Raw genomic sequence first — 17,925 nt, 5'->3', positions numbered from 1 at the left:
ATGTCGTCTGGTGCCGGGCATGCGCTACGGGGCGGATCGGATGCCTTCGTAGGGCTCGATTGCCTGCGGGTCGGTGGATCCAAAGGGGGATTGTTGGGTTCGGGTCGCCTTGGCCTGCCGCGAGTCCGAGTCCGAATGCGAATCGGAACGCACAACGGATCACGCCACCGGTGTCGACCGAGGAGGTCCAGATGTGGAATCGCCCGGCAAGGTCTTCGCCACCAGCTGCTCGGCCTCTTCGTGTGACTTCACCAGCGGTGGGGGGGCCCGGGCTGAAGCCTCGGGGGATGGAGTCAGGTGTTGGGCGGGTGGATCGTGTAGCCGAGGGCGAGGACCGCTCGTAGGGTTTCGCCGACCAGTCTGCGGTCGTAGTCCTTTTCGGAGTCCGGGAGTTCCTCATACGGCACCAAACAGGGATGCTCTCTGGCTTCGTCGTCTCGGGTCGGGCCGTAGCGCCAGCCGTCCTGCAGGCGTTGAGCTGCCCAGACTGCATGGGCATTAGTTGCCAGCTCCTCCTGTAACGCGGATAAGTCCGTCGGTAGGACGACGGTTGAAGTGTCCAGTGGACGAGGCCGATAGGTGCCAGTCACGAGCGGGCATCCTCCTCCGCCGTCTGCATGCGGTCCAGGTCGAGCGCGATGACCCGGGCTTGTTCGGTGGGGAAGAGTTCGCTGAGGTCCCGGCCTTGCTGGGGGATGTCGGCTGTCGAATGCGCAAGGAAGTAGGGAATGATCTTCAGCTTGCCTTCGGCCGCCAGCTCCTGAGCGAGCTGATACTCGTTCAAGCAGTACTTGCTCGACCAGTATTTCTCGGTGATGAGCATGACGAAGTACTGACTGGAACGCACTCTCTCCGGCAGCTCGTCGGCCCAGAGGCGGGCCAGTTCGATATCGGTTTGGTAGAGGTAGTGGAAGTGCGGCACGTTCTCGGCATTGAGTGCGGCGCTGAGGGACCGTCCGCACTCGTTGGCGTCTGAGGCATTGCTGAGGAACACCCGTTCGCGCCGGCGTCCGAGACTTCGGAAGTACCTGCTGCCCTGATCGTGCTCGGTGAACAAGGTCTGCTCTGTCCGCAGCCTTTCGAGATGAAACGACAGCCGGCTTTCCAGCTCGGCGGTCGTTTCGTAGTGGACATACAGGTCGTCGGCACGGGCGACACTTGCCAGCAGCTCATCCGTCTCAGACGTCGGAGTATGCGCGGGCTGGGTACCGCCGGCGGCGCGATTCCGGATCAGAATGCTGGGTACGAACCGGCCGTTGATGAACGGCATCAGCCACGGCGGCAATCGCGAAGAATTCTGATCTATGACGATGAAATCGAGCTCGTCCAGCTGCAGTGACAGCCTGAACCAGTCGGTGATCTGGGTATCGAGCGATATAGGGGTGTAGCCGAACCGCCGGATCAGTGCGTGCAGCCTCTTCGACTGCTCTGAAGTCGGGACATCACCGAAAAGGACCCCGACCTTCCCCAGTCCGTGACCCAGGATGGAGGTCGCAGGATCGCTTCGCAGGAGCAGCGAGCTGAGCCTTGCCTGCGCAGTTGGCTCGATCTGGTCCAGTGCCTGGCGGGTGAAGTAGAGAACCTCGTCGCCGCTCCCGAAGAGTTCCTTGGAGACACCGCTCTCGACGAACACGAGCCTCGGCTTCTGCGCCCGCACCGCCAGACCGTACTCGAACACCATGAAGGGCGAACACTGGTAGGTCTCCTGCTCCGGTCGCCGGGTCACCACGGCGACGAAGGCGGCGCTGCGCTTCATCATGTACTCGAGATATGGGATCGACAGCGACTCGGACTCCGGATCGACAGTCAGGGTGAGGCCGGTCGCCCACAGCAGGTTCCAGAAGAACTCATTCACGACCCGGTCTTGGTGCCTGTAGCTGTGACTGAAGTAGGCCGGTATTCTCACCGACACGTCCTCTCCCTCTGGCCTCAGGTGCAGGCCCCACCACATCCGCCCGGGTCCGGAGTATGCCAGAGGAAGGCCGCTGGGGGCAGGTGATAGAGGGAGGGGAGCAGTGATGAACGAGGCCGCAGAGCCGAATTATGCACTGAAGCTCGCGAACGATTCCTACAATTGGTACCGCGAGCACGCAATCACCTGCCGCCGCGCCTATCGCCTTCAGGAAACGGTGATCCTCGTCATTGCTGCGGCCATCCCGGCATCGGCCGCATTGATGAACAACGATGCTCGTGTACCTGCCGTACTCGGCGCCCTGATCGTTGTCCTTGCCGGCCTGCGGGCGATCTTCCATTGGCAGGAGAACTATCTGCGCTACAGCGGCGCACGGGAAGCCGTCGAGGCCCAGCGCCGGCTCTACTTCACCGGTGCCCCGCCGTATGCCGATCCGGCAACTCGTGACCAAGAACTCGCGGAGGCGGTCACCCAGATCGAACAAGAGGAAATGGCCGGCTGGATCAAGGTTGCCGCTGAACGACCGAAACCCTGACTCGTTTTACCAGCGGCGGGGGAGGCGGGGCCAGGTGCTGAGGAAGGCGCCTACGGCTAGTTCCAGGGCGGGGTAGTGGCCCCAGAGGTCGGGGCGGCGGACGGAGATGATGTGCCAGCCGAAGGATTCCAGTTCGGTGCGGCGGTGTTCGTCGCGCGTCTCCTGGCGGGGACGGGAGTGCCAGCGGTCGCTGTCGTACTCGAGCCCGAGGCGGCGGCCGTTGTCGACGTGGTCCGGGTAGCCCATGTCGATGCGGTAGTTGCGGTTCGGGCCCTGGACTGGGATCTGCAGGGTCGGGCGGCCGAAGCCTGCGTCGCGGAGGCGTAGACGGAGCCAGGATTCGCCGGGGGACTCGGCTCGGGGGTCGGCGTGGCTGACGATCTGGCGGGCTTGGTGGATTCCCGCTACGTCGGGGTGGCCTTCTACCGCGGTTTGTAGCTGTTGCAGCTTGACGAGCCCGGAACGAAGGATCGCGTCGACTGCTGACAGCGCGAACGGGCGTGGAAGGTGCTTGGCCAGGTGGAGTGCGGTTGCCAGTGGGCTGGTGACGCTGAGGCCGGCGATCTCGACGACATCGGTGGCGGTGTCGGTCCACTGCAAAGGAACCCGATCGGCCGAATCTGAGTTCAGAGCGGTGGTTTCGATGCCGTGGATCCAGGCGGCGGTCTGGCCGTACGCGGTCTTTCCCGGCCGGGCCAGCAAGGCGACGCCCGCCGCTCGGAGGGCGACGGTTTCAGGCACCTGGGCGTCGACGTACACACCTTGGAGAAGTTGGCGGATTTCGCCGGCGGCGAGGAGCCAGGTGAGTTTGTTGCCTACCTGGCGGGCGGTGAACGGCAGGCCGCTGAAGAACGGGGGGAAGTGAGCCGGGAGCATCCCAGCAGGATCGCTCAGCAGGGTCCGACCGTGCTTTGGGTTGTCCACAGGCCTGGGCCTGTGGACAGCAACGTCAACTGAAGTCGGTGAGGGCGTTCTGGGCCTGGGTCAGCCATTCGCGGCGGGCGGCGATGGCTTCGCGTGCCTCGGTGGCCTTGCGGGTGTTGCCTTGGGCCTCGTATTTGGCGGCTTGCTTCTCCAGGTCGGCGATGAGCGACTGGAGTTGCTTGACGGTGGCTTCGGCGCGGGCGCGGGCCTCGGGGTTGCTGCGGTTCCAGACCTCGTCCTCGGCGGACTTGACGGCCTGTTCGACGGCGCGCAGGCGGCTGTCGATGGTGCGCATCGAGTCGCGCGGGACCTTGCCGATCTGGTCCCAGCGGTCGAGCAGGTCGCGGAGTTGCTCGCGGCCGGCCTTCGCGTCGGTGACGGGGAGGATCGCCTCGATCTCGACCAGCAGGGCTTCCTTGGCGGCCAGGTTGGCGACCTGCTCCTGGTTCTCCTCGGCCTGGACGGCGTCGCGGGCGCCGAAGAAGGCGTCCTGGGCGCTGCGGAACCGGGCCCACAGCTTGTCGTCGACCTCGCGGGGAGCGGGACCGGCCGCCTTCCACTGCCGCATCAGGTCGCGGAAGCGGCCGGAGGTCGGGCCCCAGTCGGTGGACGAGGAGAGCCCTTCGGCCTCGGCGGCGAGCCGCTCCTTCACCACGGCGGCCTCGTCGCGCTTGGAGGACAGTTCGGCGAAGTGCTGCTTGCGGTGCCGGGTGTACGTCGTACGCGCGGAGGAGAACCGGTGCCACAGTTCGTCGTCGCTGGACTTGTCGAGCCGGGGGAGCGCCTTCCACTCGTCCAGCAGTTCGCGCAGCCGGGTGACGCCGTGCCGCCAGTCGGTGCCGCCCGCGATCATCTCGGCCTCGGTGGCGATCTTGGTCTTGGCCTCGCGGGCCTCCTCGACCTTCGCCGCGCGCTCGGCCTTCTTCTTCTCGCGCTGCTGGGCGACCAGCGGGGTGAGCGCCTCGAGCCGGGTCCGCAGACCGTCCAGATCGCCGACGGCCTGGGCCTCGTCGATCGCCACGGTCACCTTCTTCACCGCGGCCCGGGCGTCGTCGGGGGACACCGTGCCCGCCTGGACCCGCTTCTCCAGCAGATCCACCTCGAACGCGAGGGCGTCGTACCGGCGGGTGTAGAAGGCCAGGGCCTCCTCGGGGTTCGCGTCGGGCCACTGGCCGACCGCTCGTTCCCCGTCCTTGGTCCGTACGAAGACCGTTCCGTCCTCGGCTACCCGGCCCCAGCTTTCCTCGGCCACAACTCGCCCCTTCCGGCGGTATGTACTGCGCTCGTGCCCATTCTGGTCAGTTGCCGGTTCATCCGCGCAAACAGGGCTGACCTGGGCGCGTCGGGAGCCCTCCCCACGCGTATCACTGAACAATCACAAACTCCCAGCCGCTACGCAACGGGGTTGCGGTCACAATCAGGCAGAATCGCGCCCGGCCGCGGCGTGGATCGCGGGTACTCCGGTTCGATCCCCGTACTGCGTGACCGGTAGCCTTGGGTGGTCCCGAACCGTTCCAGGAAGGTCTGTCGTGCTCATCGCCGGGTTCCCCGCGGGTTCGTGGGGCACGAACTGTTACGTCGTCGCCACCGGCCAGGGCGCGGAGTGCATCGTCATCGACCCCGGACAGGACGCCACCTCGGGGGTCGAGCAGGTGGTCCAGGAGAACAAGCTGAAGCCGGTCGCGGTCCTGCTCACGCACGGCCACATCGACCACATGTTCTCGGTACTGCCCGTCTGCGGCACGTACGACAGCACCGCCTGGATCCACGCCGACGACCGGCACCTGCTGAGCGACCCGATGGCCGGGATCAGCGCGGAGAGTGCCCGGATGCTGCTAGGCGGCAACCACACGTTCGCCGAGCCTGACGACGTCCAGGAGCTCAAGGACGGCCAGAATCTGGAGCTCGCGGGCCTGCGCTTCACTGTCGACCACACCCCGGGGCACACCCGCGGCTCGGTCACCTTCACCACGCCGTACCTCGGGCCCGAAGAGGTGCCCGCGGTGCTTTTCTCCGGTGACGTGTTGTTCGCCGGGTCGATCGGCCGGACGGATCTGCCTGGCGGCGACCATCCGACCATGCTGCATACGTTGGCCACCAAGATCCTGCCGATGCGCGACGAGATCGTCGTCCTGCCGGGTCATGGTGGCCAGACCACGATCGGCCGGGAAAAGGCGACCAACCCTTATTTGCAGGACCTGGAGACTTAAGAAAATGACCGAGCAACGCGAGGGCGTCATTCAATACAGTGCAACTTGTGCCTCATCGGCGCCCGGAGCGAAGCGAGGACGTCGATGAGCAAGGTGACCCCTATCAGTGGGTTCCCGGAGTTTCTCCCGTCGGACCGGATCGTCGAGCAGCAGTTCCTCGACACGATCCGGGAGACGTTCGAGCTGCACGGTTTCGCGTCGGTGGAGACCCGTGCGGTGGAGCCGGTCGAGCGGCTGTCGAACCAGGGCGAGGACGCGGACAAGGAGATCTACGGCGTACGGCGGCTGGCGGCGGCCGCTGACGACGAGGGCCCCGGGCTCGGGTTGCACTTCGACCTGACGGTCCCGTTCGCGCGGTACGTGCTGGAGCACGCCGGCAAGCTGACCTTCCCGTTCCGGCGGTACCAGATCCAGAAGGTCTGGCGTGGCGAACGCCCGCAGGAGGGCCGGTACCGCGAGTTCACCCAGGCCGACATCGACGTGGTCGACAGCGGTGAGCTGCCGAACCACTACGAGGTCGAACTGGCGCTGGTGATCGCCGAGGCGCTGAGCAAGCTGCCGGTGCCGGAGTTCGTCATCAAGGTGAACAACCGCAAGATCCCCGAGGGGTTCTACCGCGGGCTCGGCCTGGACGACGTGACCACCGTGCTGCGGATCGTCGACAAGATCGACAAGATCGGCCCGGACAAGGTGGTCGAGCGCCTGGTCGAGGCCGGCGCCACCGACAAGCAGGCCCGGCTCGCGGTCCAGCTCGCGGACATCTCCAGCACGGACACGTCGTTCGTGGAGAAGGTCCGGGCGCTCGGGGTCGAGCACGAGACCCTCGACGAGGGCCTGGAGCAGTTGAGCCAGGTGATGTCGGCCGCGGCCGAGCACGCTCCGGGGCTGCTGATGGCCGATCTCCGGATCGCCCGCGGGCTGGACTACTACACCGGCGCGGTCTACGAGATCTACCTGATCGGTCAGGAGTCGTTCGGCTCCGTCGGCGGTGGCGGCCGGTACGACGCGCTCGCTTCCGACGGCAAGACGACGTACCCGGGTGTCGGGATCTCCATCGGTGTCTCCCGGCTGGTGCACCGGCTGGTGAGCCTCGGCCTGGTCAAGGGATCGCGCAAGACGCCGACCGCAGTACTGGTTGCCTTGAACAACGAAGAAGAGCGCAACGACGCCATGCGTACTGCGGCCGCCCTGCGCGCGCGCGGGATTCCGACCGAGGTGGCGCCCGCGGCGGCCAAGTTCGGCAAGCAGATCAAGTTCGCGGATCGCCGGGGCATCCCGTTCGTCTGGTTCAGCACCGACAGCGGACCCGAGGTCAAGGACATCCGCAGCGGCGAGCAGGTCCCGGCCGATCCGGCCGCCTGGACGCCGCCCGCGCACGACGTACGACCAAGCATCGAAACGCTGGAGGAGAACTCGTGATCCGTACCCATTCCGCAGGCTCGCTGCGCGCCGAGCACACCGGGCAGACCGTCACCCTGGCGGGCTGGGTGGCGCGGCGGCGTGATCACGGCGGCGTGGCGTTCATCGACCTGCGTGACTCCAGCGGCACCGTCCAGGTCGTCATCCGGGACGAGGAGATCGCGCACCCGCTGCGCGCCGAGTTCTGCCTGAAGATCGTCGGCGAGGTGAACGCGCGGCCGGAGGGCAACGCGAACCCGAACCTGCCGACCGGCGAGATCGAGATCATCGCCACCGAGGTCGACGTACTGAACGAGGCCGCGCCGCTGCCGTTCCCGGTCGAGGAGCACCACGCCACCCCGGTGAACGAGGAGGTGCGGCTGAAGTACCGCTACCTCGACCTGCGCCGGCAGGGTCCGGGCGCGGCGCTTCGGCTGCGCAGCAAGGTGAACCAGGCCGCGCGCACCGTGCTGGACAAGCACGACTTCGTCGAGATCGAGACCCCGACGCTGACCAAGTCCACGCCGGAAGGCGCCCGTGACTTCCTTGTCCCGGCCCGCCTGCAGCCGGGGTCGTGGTACGCGTTGCCGCAGTCGCCGCAACTGTTCAAGCAGTTGCTGATGGTGGCCGGAATGGAGCGCTACTTCCAGATCGCGCGCTGCTACCGCGACGAGGACTTCCGCGCCGACCGGCAGCCGGAGTTCACCCAACTCGACATCGAGATGAGCTTCGTCGACCAGGACGACATCATCGCGCTGTCCGAGGAGGTCCTGACCGAGCTGTGGAAGCTCGCCGGGCACGAGATCCAGACGCCGATCCAGCGGATGACGTACGCCGAGGCGATGGCGCGGTTCGGCAGCGACAAGCCGGACCTGCGGATGGGCCTCGAACTGGTCGAGTGCACGGACTACTTCAAGGACACCCCGTTCCGGGTGTTCCAGGCGCAGTACGTCGGTGCCGTCGTGATGCCGGGTGGCGCCGACCAGCCGCGCAAGCAGTTGGACGCGTGGCAGGACTGGGCCAAGCAGCGGGGTGCGCGCGGTCTCGCGTACGTGCTGGTCGGTCAGGACGGGGAGCTCGGCGGCCCGGTCGCCAAGAACCTGTCCGAGCAGGAGCGCGCCGGGCTGGCCGATCACGTCGGTGCGAAGCCGGGCGACTGCGTCTTCTTCGCCGCCGGTGCGGTCAAGTCGTCGCGGTCGCTGCTCGGCGCGGCGCGGCTGGAGATCGGCCGTCGTGGCGGGCTGATCGACGAGTCCACCTGGTCGTTCGTGTGGGTCGTCGACGCGCCGCTGTTCGAGCCGGCCGACGACGCCACCGCCGCTGGTGACGTCGCCGTCGGGTCGGGCGCGTGGACCGCGGTGCACCACGCGTTCACCTCGCCGAAGCCGGACTCGCTGGACACCTTCGACACCGATCCTGGCAGCGCGCTGGCGTACGCGTACGACATTGTCTGCAACGGCAACGAGATCGGTGGCGGGTCGATCCGTATCCACCGCGAGGACGTGCAGAAGCGGGTCTTCACGGTGATGGGGCTGTCGGACGAGGAGGCGAGCGAGAAGTTCGGCTTCCTGCTCGACGCGTTCAAGTTCGGTGCGCCGCCGCATGGTGGGATCGCGTTCGGGTGGGACCGGATCACGGCGTTGCTGGCCGGCACGGAGTCGATCCGCGATGTGATCGCGTTCCCGAAGTCGGGTGGCGGGTTCGACCCGCTGACGGCGGCGCCGGCGCCGATCACCCCGGAACAACGCAAGGAAGCCGGCGTCGACGCCAAGCCGGAACCGAAGGAAGACGCCAAGGCCTGAGGCCGCCGGCCGACGTCCGTTGGCGCGGGCCGGGCAAGCTCGCAGGTGTGGGATGAGGCTGTGAGCTTGCCGGGGTTGCTGTTGCGTACTTGAGCAACGGGGCGGTGGTGGTGGGAGGGTTGCGCTCTCGCCCCTCCGCCCCAGGAGTTGCCATGTTCAAGCGCGCGTTCACGTCCGCTCTGGCTGTGGCCGGGGTGGTGGCGACCAGTTTGGTTGCTGCCACACCGGCGCATGCCGTGGCCTTTCAGACCACCGCCGCCAACCTCAACATCCGATCCGACGCCATCCTGTCCGCGTCGGTGATCAAGGTGCTGCCCGGCCCGACCTCGGTCGAGGTCGACTGCCAGAAGTCCGGTGACTCGGTCACCGTGCCGGGCCGCGCAGCGACCACCTGGTGGGCGCACCTTCCGGCCCACGGCGGCTACGCGACCGTCGGCTACATCAACACCCCAGGCACCAAACTCCCTGGCGTACCGGACTGCCCGCCGGACCCCGAGCCACCGGCCGACGACGTCACCCTGGCCGACGTACAGGCGATGTTCGGCACCCGGATCGCCAACCCGAGCCTGGTGCAAACGGGACTCCCGTCGCTCAATCAGGCGATGCGGGACGCCAACATCAATACGCCGTACCGCAAGGCGGCCTTCCTCGCGACGTTGGTGCACGAGTCGCGGCTGGAGTACAACATCCGCGAGATCGGCGACACCCGCCTGTACGGCGGTCGCGGCTACATCCAGCTCACGGGCGACTTCAACTACGGCCCAGCCGGCCGGTACTTCGGCATCGACCTGCTCGGCAACCCCGAGCTCGCGCGGTCGTTGCAGTGGAGCGCACCGATCGCCCGCTGGTACTGGACCGTTGCCCGCAACATCAATCCGATGGCCGACGCTCTCAACATGGGCAAGGTGAACGCCGCGATCGGCTACCCGGCGGGAGCAGAGGACCAGCGCCGCTGCGACTCCTTCAAGAACGCGATCCGCTACCTCACCGGCTCCGTGCCGGGCGGCATCATCTGCACCCGCCCTGCGGCCTACGCCGGTGACACCAGCAAGCTCACCCGCGCCCAGTTCGACGCCCTCGGCCAGACCCCGGGCGCCCTCGGCTGACCCCTCCTCAGCCGAATCGCCGGCCGGACCGCCCCCAGGGAGGTCCGGCCGGCAGCTTTCGGCTACCCGTACTCGATGCCGCTGAAGGTCTGCCGACCGGCTTTGTCGAAGGTGCGGAAGTCGATCTCCATCGCTCGGCGTTTGTTGACCGCGCCGGGCTGCGACGCCGCGACGTACCCGCCGCCGGCAGCCACCGGTACGCCGTACCAGGGCGAGGCGCCACCGGTCCACCGGATCCTCACCTCGACCCTGGCCACGTCGGGCATGGTGACGAAGCTGAAGGCGGCGAAGAGCAGGGTGGACCGTCCGTCCGGAATCTCCGAGATCGTCCACTGCCCGTTGATCGGCTCGGCCGCGTTGAGAACCATGCTCTTCTCGAACGGGATCCCCGCCACGGCCGGGTCGAACACCTGGTAGAGCTCTGAGTCGAGACATTGGGCCCAGACGCCCTTCTGCGTGGTGAGGGTCTGCGCGAGCATCCTGTCCTTGGCCGGACGCAGCTCTCCGCCCTCGCCCGGCAGCAGCTTCAGCCAGCGCGCCTGGTGGACCGTGGCGGTCTCGGCGTCGGCAGGCACAGCCGAGCTCGGTGCGCCGTTGCCGCCCTCGCGATGGGCAAGGCACTTCCGGGCAGCTTCCCTGGCGTCGTCGGCGGAGGCGGGGCCCAGGTCGAGCGACACTCGTGGCGACCCGCCGGCGGGCACCTTCTGTACTTCGGCGGGGCTGGGGGAGGAGGTCGGCGGGGTGGCTGCCGGGAGGTCGGCTGGACCGTTTCCTGACTCGGCCAGTAGGACCACGCCGGTGGTGATGACGCCGATTCCGCAGGCGGCAGCGAGCACCGGCACCCACATGGAACGCTTCCGCTCGCTCCGTCGGGCGTTCTTCACCAGTTCGGTCCGGATCCGTTCCGCGTAGTCCGGGTCGAGGTCTTCGACCGGGGGTGGGGTGGTGAGATTCATCGGGCCTCCTCCGGTCCGGTTTGGTCAAGCAGGGCTGGCAATCGGCGCCGGGCGCGGGAGAGCCGCGCCTTCACGGTCCCCTCGGCGACACCCAGTACCGCGGCCGCCTCGGCGAGCGGTAGCTCCGCCCAGTACACGAGCTCGACCGTCTCGCGTTCGTGCGCGGGGAGCCGTTTCAAGGCAGCCCGGATCGCCTGGATCTGCTTCTCCGAGTCGACCCGGGCAGCGACGGTCTCGGCGTGGTCCGGGTGGTTCAGCGGCATCGGCTGGCGGCTGACGAACTGTGCGAGTCGTCGCCTGGCCCGGGTGGTGTTGCGGAGTTCGTTGCGCGCGATCGCCAGCAACCACGCCCGCGCGGTGTCGTGGACGAGCGGCCCCGGGTCTGACCGGGTGAACTGCCGCCACGCCGTGATGAAGGTCGCCTGTACCGCGTCGTCCGCGGACCCGTAGGACCCCGTATGACGAACCGCGTACGCGTGCACGACCCCGGAGTACCGGCTGAACAGCTCGCCGAGTGCCGCCGGTTCACAGCGGCGCAAGGCGTCCCACAGATCGTGGTCGGAGGGATCCGGTGGCACGGCAGGAGGCGGCTTGTCCGGCCGCCTCGAGGTCATGGTCATACTTAACAGGGTCCGTAGGTCCCCGCCGGGTTGCCGAGCGTCAGGCAGGGCGGGCCCGGATCCAGCCCCGATCAGGGGTCAGATAGTCCATCAGCTCGAGTCCGGAGGCGCGCAGGGCGCCGACGAGCTGGGCTTCGCTGAGGTTCTGGACCAGGATGCGCTGAGACCAGCTCTGGTCGCCGACCGTGTGGGTCATGGTCGCGGCCTGCCGGTCCCCGGGCAGTTGCTCGACGTCGGAGACCTCCAGCCGCCGGTGCTCCCTCTCCCGTACTACGGGCTGCGCGAACGACTGCCGGTCGTGCTGCTGCAGGAGCACGAGGCCATCGGGCTTCACGTGCCACGCGCAGGTGTCGAGCAGCCGCTGACGGGCTTCGTCGTCCGGCACGTTGATCAGGTACGACATCATCAGCACCAGGTCGAACCGGCGGTCCAGCCGGAGGTCCTCGATCGTTGAGCAGAGAGTCTCCGTCTCGGTGATCTGCGCGACCATGTCGGCGGATTCGTCGACGGCCAGGACCTGGTGGCCGAGAGCGACCAGGGGCCGGGTGATCCGCCCAGTGCCGCACCCAAGCTCGAGAATGCTGCTGCGAGGCGCGATCGCGGCGTTGATCAGCTGGTCCTCGCCCCGGGCCTCCGCCTGCAGGTACAGCTCGATCGGGCTGCCGTCCGGGCTGATTACGCCCGGTCCGGTGCCGCCCTGGCCGACTCGCTGTTCGTTCACCATGCTTCAGACCCTCGCCAGCAGCCGCTCGAGAGTCCAGACCTTCGCCCCAGACCGAAAGTTCGAACCGCTCTGCGGGTGGAGGCCGCTCGTATACGATGAACCGGGTGACCTCGAACTCGGTCCTCGTGGGGGACAGCCATCTGCCGCTGCGCGACGTCGTCGCGGCGGAGCTGAGGCGGCTGATCCTGGACGGCTCATTGCCGCCGGGGGAGCGGCTGGTGGAGGACCGGCTGGCGCAGCAACTGGGCGTCTCCCGGAACCCGATCCGCGAGGCGATGCGGGTGCTCGAGGCCGAGGGATTCCTCGACGTCGTGTCCCGCCGAGGCGCGTTCGTGGCCAAGCTGTCGGTGCGGCAGGCCGATGACCTCTTCCACGTCCGGCTCGCGCTGGAACCGCTCGGCGCCCGGCTGGCAGCCGCGGCCTCCGCCGAGGAGCCCAACACCGAACTGCTCGCCCGCGCCTGGGCGATTCTCGGCCTGGTCAACGATTCCGGCCCTGAGCAGGATCGAGACACGCTCGCGACGCTGCACACCGAACTGCACTCGCTGATCTTCGAGATGAGCCGCAACGACTACCTGATCGCGATCGCCATCCCGATGGTGAAGCGCGGTCAGTGGCTGCTGCGGCAGAACTCGCAGTTGCAGACGCCGTCGGCCTGGTCGGAGCACCACGGCCTGATCGCGGCGATCGAGGCCGGCGACGCGGACCTGGCCGAGGCCGCCGCCCGGCACCATGTCCTCAGCGTCCGCAACTCGCTGCGCCCGCGGCTCGAACCCGCCTGACGTCTCGGACCCGCCTGACGTCTCGGACCCGCCGAACGCCCGCCGAACGCCCGCCGAAGGATCTGGCAGGTCGGCCCGCCGTATACAAAATGCCTCGTCCCCGGTGGTCGGTGGGATGTGGGAAAGTCGAAAGGTGACGACGATCCAGGTCCCGGTCGAGCTGCTGCCGCACCTGCGCCGCGCCCGGGACGTCGCCGATCGCCACTACGCGGAGCCGCTCGACCTGACCGGGCTGGCCGCGGCGGCGGGCGTCTCGAAGTACCACTTCCTGCGGTGTTTCGCCGCTGAGTACGGCGAGACGCCGATGCAGTACGTGACCCGCCGGCGGATCGAGCGGGCCACCGATCTGCTGCGCGCGACCAACCTGACCGTCACCGAGGTCTGCGGGCTGGTCGGCTACAGCAGTCTCGGGTCGTTCTCGCAGCGGTTCACCGAACTGGTCGGGATGAGCCCGTCGGAGTACCAGCGGACCCAGGCCGGCGCGAGGATCCCCGGCTGCTTCGTCTTCATGCTCGGACTGAACTCAGCAATTCCGGAGAAGCATCCAGGGTCCGGCTCCGCCTACGGTCGAACCGACAGCAGCGATGAGGAGGAGCAACCATGATCACGAACGTCCACCTGGTCACCGTCTACGTGAACGACATCGACGAGGCCAAGGCTTTCTACACCGACACGCTGGGCTTCGTGCTCAAGAACGACATCACCCTGAGCCCGGAGTTCCGCTGGTGCACCGTCCACCAGGCCGACCACCCGGAGTTGGAGCTCGCGCTGATGATTCCCGGGCCGCCGATGGACGAGGAGTCGGCCGCGTCGATCCGCCGGATCATGGCGAAGGGGATGATGCACGGCGTTGGCCTGCGGACCGACAACTGCCGCAAGACCTTCGACGAACTGGTCGCCAAGGGCGTCGAGTACATCCAGCAACCCTCCGACCGCCCGTACGGCGTCGAGGCGGTGCTGCGCGACAACTCCGGCAACTGGCTGGTCCTGGTCGAGCAGAAGCCCTACAGCGCGGCGGATTTCGACTGACCGTCCTCCTCGACTCTTTGTGTCAATACAATTGAGACAAAGAATCGAGGGGAGCCAGTCGTGGTGGAGATGAGCATTTCGGTGGATCCGGCCGACTCCCGGCCGCCGTACGAGCAGGTGAAGCAGCAGATCGAGCAGTTGATCCGGAGCGGTGAACTCGCCCAGGGGACGCGGCTGCCGACCGTGCGGCAGGTGGCCGGCGACGTCGGGCTGGCGGTGAACACCGTGGCCCGGGCGTACAAGGAACTCGAAGCGGACCGGTTGGTCGAGACGCGCGGGCGGAACGGGACCTTCGTCCTGGCGGCTCGCAGTCAGGTGGACGACGAGGAGACCCGAGCGGCGGCGACGGTCTTCGCCCGGGCCGCCCGCCGGGCCGGCCTCAGCGTTGCCGAGGCCACCCGGGTGCTGCACGACGCGTGGTAGCGCGGCGCGGTCCTGAGAGGTCGTGAACGGAAACGATTCCAAGCAATTTGCGGACAACGTTGTCCGAGCTATCGACACGCGCCGTGATGCTGGTTAATCTCCCCGTGATTTGACAGCGATGTCAACGACAGGGGAGTGGTCACGATGGTATCGAGACGAACGTTCCTGGCGGGCAGCGGCGCGCTCACGGCAGGCGGCCTGGGGATCTTCCAGGGCCTGCCCGCGGCTGCCACCGGAAGCGGTCCACAAGCCGGTACTGCGCCGGCCGGGTCCGCGGGCCGGCTGCTACCGGCCTTCGGAAGACCGCAACACTTGCACTACGGAGATGTGAGCAAGCTCAGCGGTGGCGACCAGACCCTGCTCACCACCTTGCAGGGTGTCGTCAATCGCAGCAGTCCCGAGTTGTACTTCCTGTTCGCCGAGGGTGGCTCCGACGGCGTCGACGCGCGCTGGCTCCGGGACACCCGGCTGCCGACCACCCGGTACGCGGACCCGCTCGCGCTGGTCGCGAAGTACCGGCATCGCATCCGGGGCGCGATCATCCACGACCCGGACGTGCCGGACTCCCTCAACGTGGCGACGACCCTTGCGGGCCTGGAGAACGCAGTGGTCGCCGATGCCGCGCAGGCGAAGGCGCACGGGTTGCGGATCGTCCAGGACCTGCGCGGCAAGTTCGACGACGACCGGGTGAAGACGTACCGCTGGCAGTTGGAGAACCTGTTCCCCCGCTGCACGCACCAACTGCTCGCCGGGTTGCCGCCGACGATGGTGGTCCAGGCCGAAGGGCTGACCTGGAAGGAGATCGCCCGCGAGACCCGGCAGATCCGCGACTCGTCCAACCGCGGGATGTACACGCTCGACGTCTCGCCGGCGCTCGGTCAGGAAGCGGTGTACGTCCGCTTCCAGGACTCCTTCGGCGACGACGGCTGGGGTCCCTCGGTCTTGTCGGTGTCGGCGAAGGCCGACGGTGTGGAGATCGCCAACTTCAAGCCCGGCACGGACGCCGAGACGCCGTACCTCTTCGACGGGCTGAACTCGTCGATCGGTGGCGAGGGGAACCGCTTCAGCGACGGCGGTGGCTACTTCATCTACAAGTTCACGCCACCGGCCGGGACCACCTCGCTGACGGTCACGGTGGAGATGTGGAACCAGTACCTCGTCACGGCCACCGACACCGCGCCCACCCGGGTCGAACCGTTCCCGTACTTCCGGGACTACGTGGTCGCCACCAAGGCGCTCGTCAGCTGGCTCCCGCCGAACGGCCCGACGGGTGAGTTGCTGAAGGAGCACTTCGCCAAGGTCGGACCGACGACGCCGTACGCCGGGTGGTTCTCGAACGACGTCGCGGGGGAGTGGAGTGGCGTCGACCTGGCCGCGCAGGGCGGTTCCGAAGTACTGCCGGCGGACTTCTACATGAACGGCACCGTGCTCTCCGGGGTCTCCGCGCCGATTTCCGACAAGGTCCGCAAGTTCACGCCGATCCAGCCGAAGAACAAGGTCTACCTGACGTTGACCTTCGGCGAAGGCGACAACGTGCAGTACTGCCAGCGGCACATGCGCGACCTGTGGGACGACCCGCGGCGCGGTGAGGCTCCGGTCAACTGGACCGTCAGCCCTCTGCTCGCGGACATCGGGCCCAGCCTGTTGAGCCACTACCAGCGCACGGCCACGAAGAACGACCTGCTGGTCTGCGGCCCGTCCGGAGCCGGCTACACGTACCCGGGAGCCTGGCCTGCCGACCAGGTAGACGAGTACATGAAGCTGTCGGGGCGGTACATGCGCAGCACTGGCATGGACCTGGTCTATGCCTACAACCACCGGGTGGACGACAGGTGGGTCCCGTTCTCGGAGGAGATCGGCCGCTCGTACGCCGACCACACGCCGCTGCGAGGGATCATCCAGTCCTGGGAAGGCGGCGACCTCCTGGTACGCCGCGGCGGCCTCCCGGTGATCGGGAACTTCTCCCCGCCCGGCAAGGCCGCGGAGTACAAGGCCGCTCTGGACGCTCACATTGCTGAGTGGGACGGCAAGTCCCCACTGTTCATCGCCGGCGCCATCAACGCCTGGTCCTGGACGCCGTCCGACGTCGCCGACCTCGCCAAGCTTTTGACCGCGCCGTACGAACTCCTGCTAGGCAACACCTTCTTCGACCTGCTGAACCGAGTGCTCTAGTTTCCTCCGTGCTTCAGCGCCGGTGTCCAGGTGCGTGCCTGGGCGCCGGAGCTGTGCACGAAACTTCCGGCTCAGACACTGGTCGGATGCGGAGGGGGCTACGGATTCGCCTGCTGGACTTGGTCATCGCGGGGCAGGACGGCCGAGACGGCGACCAGGCAGCCGGACAGGACCAGCGGGAGGATCATCGCGTTCTGGACGCCGAAGTGTTCGACCAGTTGGCCGATGATCGCCGGGCCGACCAGGAAGGCGGAGTAGCCGAAGGTCACCACGATGGCGAGCATGCGGCCACCGCCGACGTGGCCCGCGACGGCGTAGACCTGGGGAGCCACCAGGCCGACGCCGAGTCCGACCAGGGCCCAGCCGATCAGCAACAGCGGCAGGGGATCGGTGAGGACCGTGACCAGGTAGCCCGCGATCGCGGTGACGCCGCCGACGCGGACCACCGCGCGACGGCCGACCTTCGCCACCGCCTGGTCGCCGAGCAAGCGGATGATCACCATGAATCCGCTGACGGCGACCAGGCCGAGAGCGCCGGTGGACGGGTCGATCCTGGCGACGTCGGTGACGTGCACCGAGGACCAGTCGACGGCCGTCCCCTCGGCGAGGCCGAAGCAGAAGGCCATCAGGCCGAGAGCCCAGGCCAGCCGCGGGATCGCGGTACGGACGCCGTCGGTCTTGTGCTCGATCCTGCGGCCGGTCGGGACGATCCGGACGCAGACGGCGATCGAGGCGAGGCCGGCCAGGCAGAGGGTGCCGAGGGACGGGCCGACGTTCGAGCCGCCGGTGCGGTCGAACAGCCGGGCGATCAGTACGATGGTGCCGGCCGCGGTCAGGTTGCCGACGCTCCAGAAGGCGTGGAAGCGGCTCATGATCGGCTTCGGTCTCGACTGCTCGATCTCGACACCGAGCGAGTTCATCGCCACGTCCATCGCGCCGTTGCCGAGGCCGGCCAGCACCATCGCGACGATTGCCCAGGGCAACGAGGAGGTGACGGCGAGCAGGCCGACACCGAGCGTCAGCACGGTCAGCGTGACGAGCGCGACCGGCCGGGCGCCGATCCGGTCGGCCAGCCGGCCGCCGATCTGCATCGAGACCACCGCCGACGCGGCGAGGCAGAACAGCAACAACGAAAGGCCGGAGGCGCTCACGTCCAGCCGCTCCCGCAACGCGGGCAACGTGCCGCCGACGCCACCGATCAGCGCGCCGTTGGTGGCGAACAGCAACCCGACAGCAACCGCCGCCGTGCGCGTCGACATCAAATTGGAAGCCGTCGTCGTCATGCCGCCACCCCGATCGCGCGGCGCGCGCCGGTGGCGCCGGTCGCCGGTG

General features: G+C 67.8%; 18 protein-coding genes. 10 read left to right on the top strand and 8 right to left on the bottom strand.

Annotation, left to right across the window (positions count from 1 at the left end):
* Window positions 1-293: 293 nt before the first annotated feature.
* Complete coding sequence (locus ABD255_RS17025) at window positions 294-590, bottom strand: RyR domain-containing protein (protein WP_344214915.1); 297 nt, start codon at window positions 588-590, stop codon at window positions 294-296.
* Window positions 587-1,951 carry a TIR domain-containing protein gene (locus ABD255_RS17020; protein ID WP_344214913.1) on the bottom strand — a complete coding sequence of 455 codons (1,365 nt, stop codon included), beginning with the start codon at window positions 1,949-1,951 and terminating at the stop codon, window positions 587-589. The genes ABD255_RS17025 and ABD255_RS17020 overlap by 4 nt, the downstream gene beginning before the upstream one ends.
* Window positions 1,952-2,018: 67 nt before the next feature.
* On the opposite strand from ABD255_RS17020, the gene ABD255_RS17015 reads away from it, so the two are divergent.
* Entirely contained in the window at window positions 2,019-2,447 is a 429-nt protein-coding gene (locus ABD255_RS17015; protein WP_344214911.1) for a DUF4231 domain-containing protein, read from the top strand.
* A 6-nt stretch (window positions 2,448-2,453) separates the two neighbouring features.
* On the opposite strand, the gene ABD255_RS17010 is transcribed toward ABD255_RS17015, so the two are convergent.
* Together ABD255_RS17010 and ABD255_RS17005 are read right to left on the bottom strand one after the other, a co-directional pair.
* Window positions 2,454-3,323, bottom strand: a complete 870-nt coding sequence (locus ABD255_RS17010) for an endonuclease domain-containing protein (protein WP_344214909.1) — start codon at window positions 3,321-3,323, stop codon at window positions 2,454-2,456.
* A 73-nt stretch (window positions 3,324-3,396) separates the two neighbouring features.
* The gene (locus tag ABD255_RS17005) at window positions 3,397-4,623 is read right to left on the bottom strand and encodes a DUF349 domain-containing protein (RefSeq protein WP_344214907.1); all 1,227 of its coding nucleotides are present in this window, start codon (window positions 4,621-4,623) and stop codon (window positions 3,397-3,399) included.
* Window positions 4,624-4,900: 277 nt separating this feature from the next.
* Between ABD255_RS17005 and ABD255_RS17000 the strand changes: the two genes are divergently transcribed.
* The 4 genes from ABD255_RS17000 (at window position 4,901) to ABD255_RS16985 (ending at window position 9,887) form a co-directional block, all read left to right on the top strand.
* Complete coding sequence (locus ABD255_RS17000) at window positions 4,901-5,581, top strand: MBL fold metallo-hydrolase (protein ID WP_344214905.1); 681 nt, start codon at window positions 4,901-4,903, stop codon at window positions 5,579-5,581.
* A gap of 84 nt (window positions 5,582-5,665) precedes the next feature.
* Window positions 5,666-7,000: a histidine--tRNA ligase gene (hisS, locus tag ABD255_RS16995; protein WP_344214903.1), complete on the top strand. Its 1,335-nt coding sequence runs from the start codon at window positions 5,666-5,668 to the stop codon at window positions 6,998-7,000.
* On the top strand, window positions 6,997-8,781 hold the full coding sequence (gene aspS / locus ABD255_RS16990) for an aspartate--tRNA ligase (protein ID WP_344214901.1): 1,785 nt from the start codon (window positions 6,997-6,999) through the stop codon (window positions 8,779-8,781). Before hisS ends, aspS begins: the two co-directional genes overlap by 4 nt.
* 152 nt (window positions 8,782-8,933) lie before the next feature.
* Complete coding sequence (locus ABD255_RS16985; protein WP_344214899.1) at window positions 8,934-9,887, top strand: glycoside hydrolase family 19 protein; 954 nt, start codon at window positions 8,934-8,936, stop codon at window positions 9,885-9,887.
* 62 nt (window positions 9,888-9,949) lie between these two features.
* Here ABD255_RS16985 and ABD255_RS16980 read toward each other — a convergent pair whose 3' ends face one another.
* From ABD255_RS16980 to ABD255_RS16970, 3 genes are read right to left on the bottom strand one after another with little or no spacing between them, the layout of a single operon-like run.
* Complete coding sequence (locus ABD255_RS16980; protein ID WP_344214896.1) at window positions 9,950-10,843, bottom strand: hypothetical protein; 894 nt, start codon at window positions 10,841-10,843, stop codon at window positions 9,950-9,952.
* On the bottom strand, window positions 10,840-11,463 hold the full coding sequence (locus ABD255_RS16975; RefSeq protein WP_344214894.1) for an RNA polymerase sigma factor: 624 nt from the start codon (window positions 11,461-11,463) through the stop codon (window positions 10,840-10,842). Before ABD255_RS16975 ends, ABD255_RS16980 begins: the two co-directional genes overlap by 4 nt.
* 40 nt (window positions 11,464-11,503) lie before the next feature.
* Window positions 11,504-12,187 (bottom strand): class I SAM-dependent methyltransferase, encoded by a 684-nt coding sequence (locus tag ABD255_RS16970; protein WP_344214892.1) that lies wholly within the window; start codon window positions 12,185-12,187, stop codon window positions 11,504-11,506.
* Window positions 12,188-12,291: 104 nt separating this feature from the next.
* Here ABD255_RS16970 and ABD255_RS16965 point away from each other — a divergent pair, with 104 nt between their 5' ends.
* The 5 genes from ABD255_RS16965 (at window position 12,292) to ABD255_RS16945 (ending at window position 16,593) form a co-directional block, all read left to right on the top strand.
* Complete coding sequence (locus ABD255_RS16965; RefSeq protein WP_344214890.1) at window positions 12,292-12,969, top strand: GntR family transcriptional regulator; 678 nt, start codon at window positions 12,292-12,294, stop codon at window positions 12,967-12,969.
* A 133-nt stretch (window positions 12,970-13,102) separates the two neighbouring features.
* Window positions 13,103-13,573 carry a helix-turn-helix domain-containing protein gene (locus ABD255_RS16960; protein ID WP_344214888.1) on the top strand — a complete coding sequence of 157 codons (471 nt, stop codon included), beginning with the start codon at window positions 13,103-13,105 and terminating at the stop codon, window positions 13,571-13,573.
* Window positions 13,570-13,998, top strand: a complete 429-nt coding sequence (locus ABD255_RS16955) for a VOC family protein (protein WP_344214886.1) — start codon at window positions 13,570-13,572, stop codon at window positions 13,996-13,998. Before ABD255_RS16960 ends, ABD255_RS16955 begins: the two co-directional genes overlap by 4 nt.
* A gap of 69 nt (window positions 13,999-14,067) precedes the next feature.
* Complete coding sequence (locus ABD255_RS16950) at window positions 14,068-14,421, top strand: GntR family transcriptional regulator (RefSeq protein WP_344214884.1); 354 nt, start codon at window positions 14,068-14,070, stop codon at window positions 14,419-14,421.
* A 144-nt stretch (window positions 14,422-14,565) separates the two neighbouring features.
* Window positions 14,566-16,593, top strand: a complete 2,028-nt coding sequence (locus tag ABD255_RS16945; RefSeq protein ID WP_344214882.1) for a GxGYxYP domain-containing protein — start codon at window positions 14,566-14,568, stop codon at window positions 16,591-16,593.
* A 98-nt stretch (window positions 16,594-16,691) separates the two neighbouring features.
* Here the strand turns inward: ABD255_RS16945 and ABD255_RS16940 are convergent, their stop codons facing one another.
* Window positions 16,692-17,876, bottom strand: a complete 1,185-nt coding sequence (locus tag ABD255_RS16940; protein WP_344214881.1) for an MFS transporter — start codon at window positions 17,874-17,876, stop codon at window positions 16,692-16,694.
* Window positions 17,877-17,925: the final 49 nt, after the last annotated feature.

Origin of the sequence: Kribbella sancticallisti (genome assembly GCF_039530625.1) — a bacterium.
GTDB lineage: Bacteria > Actinomycetota > Actinomycetes > Propionibacteriales > Kribbellaceae > Kribbella > Kribbella sancticallisti.
The sequence above is the reverse complement of the archived record's forward strand: the minus strand, read 5'-3'. Positions and strand labels throughout refer to the sequence as shown.

Coding starts and splice junctions, on each gene's coding strand:
- ABD255_RS17020 (WP_344214913.1), bottom strand. CDS start 1,951: ATGTGGTGGGGCCTGCACCTGAGGCCAGAGGGAGAGGACGTGTCGGTG.
- ABD255_RS17015 (WP_344214911.1), top strand. CDS start 2,019: ATGAACGAGGCCGCAGAGCCGAATTATGCACTGAAGCTCGCGAACGAT.
- ABD255_RS17010 (WP_344214909.1), bottom strand. CDS start 3,323: ATGCTCCCGGCTCACTTCCCCCCGTTCTTCAGCGGCCTGCCGTTCACC.
- hisS (WP_344214903.1), top strand. CDS start 5,666: ATGAGCAAGGTGACCCCTATCAGTGGGTTCCCGGAGTTTCTCCCGTCG.
- ABD255_RS16985 (WP_344214899.1), top strand. CDS start 8,934: ATGTTCAAGCGCGCGTTCACGTCCGCTCTGGCTGTGGCCGGGGTGGTG.
- ABD255_RS16980 (WP_344214896.1), bottom strand. CDS start 10,843: ATGAATCTCACCACCCCACCCCCGGTCGAAGACCTCGACCCGGACTAC.
- ABD255_RS16975 (WP_344214894.1), bottom strand. CDS start 11,463: ATGACCATGACCTCGAGGCGGCCGGACAAGCCGCCTCCTGCCGTGCCA.
- ABD255_RS16970 (WP_344214892.1), bottom strand. CDS start 12,187: ATGGTGAACGAACAGCGAGTCGGCCAGGGCGGCACCGGACCGGGCGTA.
- ABD255_RS16955 (WP_344214886.1), top strand. CDS start 13,570: ATGATCACGAACGTCCACCTGGTCACCGTCTACGTGAACGACATCGAC.
- ABD255_RS16950 (WP_344214884.1), top strand. CDS start 14,068: ATGAGCATTTCGGTGGATCCGGCCGACTCCCGGCCGCCGTACGAGCAG.
- ABD255_RS16945 (WP_344214882.1), top strand. CDS start 14,566: ATGGTATCGAGACGAACGTTCCTGGCGGGCAGCGGCGCGCTCACGGCA.
- ABD255_RS16940 (WP_344214881.1), bottom strand. CDS start 17,876: ATGACGACGACGGCTTCCAATTTGATGTCGACGCGCACGGCGGCGGTT.